The 2,299-nt window shown below is 74.1% G+C and carries 2 protein-coding genes; both read right to left on the bottom strand.

Going from position 1 to position 2,299, the window contains the following annotated elements:
• The coding region (locus tag RH94_RS45350; RefSeq protein WP_267893415.1) for an ABC transporter transmembrane domain-containing protein at positions 1-1,654 on the bottom strand (1,654 nt) is incomplete at its 3' end.
• Between the two features lies 1 nt (position 1,655).
• A partial coding sequence (locus tag RH94_RS45345; protein WP_234426209.1) for an ATP-binding cassette domain-containing protein occupies positions 1,656-2,299 on the bottom strand: 644 nt, incomplete at its 5' end.

Here is a 2,299-nt window from a genome sequence, read left to right as displayed (position 1 = left end):
CCTGCCACAGCCCCAGCCCCAGGAACACGGCCGCGATCACGACGAGCATGCCGATCGCGACCAGTGCCATCGGGGCGCTGTACCAGAACAGCAGCCCCACGTTCATCGCACCCACGGTCACCGACTGGGCGACCACCGGCCCGACCCCGGCCAGCAGCCGGCGGATCGCGCTGACGCCCATGGCCGCGCTCGCCAGCTCCCCGGTGGAGCGCTCGGTGAAGAACCGCGTGGGCAGGCGCAACAGCCGGTCCCAGACAGCGGGTTGGAGGGTTGCCTCGATACGGCCCTCCAGCCGCAGGATGGTCAGGTTCTGCAGGAGCATGAAGGCCGCCGCCACCACACTGCTGACCATCACGGCCAGACACACCTGCACGATCAGCCCCTGCTGGGCCTGCGGCACGTACTGCCCGAGCACCTTGCCCGTCGCGATCGGCACCAGCGCCCCGACGGCCACCGTCACCAGCCCGCCGAGCAGCAGGTTCAGCAGATCGCCGCCGGTGCCGCGCAGGGTGAAGCGGAGCAGCCCGAGCGGGCCGAGCCGGCGGTCGGGCAGCGGGCGGTAGAACATCACCGCGCGCTCCTCGAAGTCCTGCGCGTTCGCCTTCTCGACCGGGTTCTCCCGCCCGGTGGCCGGGTGCACGGCGACGTAGCCGCCGCGCCGCCACAGCAGCGCGACCGGCGCGCCCGACAGCGCCCGGCGGCCCACCAGCGGGCCGACGTTCTCCCGCCACCAGCGGCCCTGGAGGCGTACGGTCCTGGTGCGCACCCGGGAGGCCAGGGCGACCCGCTCCACCGGGTCGAGACGGTCGCTCTCCGTACCGGCCTGCGGCGCCGCGGCGAGCGTGATCCCGGCGGCCCGGGCGACCAGCTCGCAGGCCGCGTGGGTCGCGTCCGCGTCGGCGGCCGTGGCGCGCCGCGCCGAGGACCGGCCGATGGACGCCAGCAGCGTCCGGTCGGCCTGGGCGCGCACCGCCTCACCCGCCTTGATCCCGGCCGCCGTCCGCGTCTCGTGGGTGCGCTCCAGCCGCTCGATCCACCGGTCCAGCGTGGTCAGCAGCCGGTACTGCTGGTCGACCATGCTCTGCCAGAGCGCGGGGTCCATCAGCAGGTCGGCGGCGGCCTCGGCGCCGTACAGCGCCCCGTACTGCACGCTGCCCGGCGGCACCTGCATCCAGAACACGTCGTCGTCGGTGGGGGCCGCCGCCCGCTCCTCGGCCATCGGCGCCTGGAACAGCACGGACAGGCTCCGGCCGACGCCCAGTGCCAGGGCGTGCTCCAGCGGGCTGGTCGTCGGCGGCACGTACTGGGGGTTGCCCCACTCGTCGTAGGACCAGGTCTGGGTGGACGGCGGCCGGTACAGCTCACGCAGGCCGATCCGGTGCACCACGCAGTCCCGCAACGGCCGCGCCACCAGGGTGTGCTGCGGGCCCGCGACCGGGCCGAGCAGCAGCGAGCCCGCCTCGAGCCGGCCCAGGTGGTGCCAGTGGCCCCGCTGCGCCGCGTCCACCGCGAACAGGTCCACCGCGCCGGCCGCGACCAGCCACAGCACCTGCGGACCTTCCAGGTCCAGCCGGCTGAACCCGGCGCAGTCGATCGGCGTGCCCAGGGAACCGAGCGCGCCCAGGACGAGGTCCCCCTCGCCGGCAACCGTCATCTCATCGCTCCCTGACCAGTGCCGCGTACGCCCCGCCGCGCGCCACCAGATCCTCGTGCCGACCGCGTTCGACGACCGTGCCGTGCTGGAGCACGACGATCTCGTCGCTGTCGCGCACGGTGGACAGCCGGTGCGCGATCACCACGCAGGCGCAGCCGCGCCGTCGCAGGCTGTCCATCACCACCTGCTCGGTCTCGGCGTCCAGGGCGCTGGTCACCTCGTCCAGCACCAGGATGCTGGGCCGGCGCACCAACGCCCGGGCGATCTCCAGGCGTTGGCGCTGCCCGCCGGAGAAGTTGCGGCCGTCCTGCTCGACCCTGGAGTGGATGCCGCCCGGGCGGCGCGTCACGACCTCGTACAGGGCGGCGTCGCGCAGCGCCTCCACCACGGCGTCGTCCGGGATCGACGGGTCCCACAGGGCCACGTTGTCGCGGACCGTGCCCTCGAAGAGGAACACGTCCTGGTCGACGAAGGAGACGGAGGCCGCCAGCGCTCCGCGCGGGATGTCCTCCAGACGCTGCCCGTCGATGCGGATGACACCCTCCCAGGGCGTGTACAGGCCCGAGATCAGCCGGGAGACCGTCGACTTGCCGCTGCCCGACCCGCCGACCAGCGCCACCTGCCGGCCCGGCCCGACGGTCAGGT

Source organism: Streptomyces kebangsaanensis, assembly GCF_001906585.1.
GTDB classification, from domain to species: Bacteria; Actinomycetota; Actinomycetes; order Streptomycetales; family Streptomycetaceae; genus Streptomyces; species Streptomyces kebangsaanensis.
This window is presented reverse-complemented; position numbering and strand designations above follow the sequence as displayed.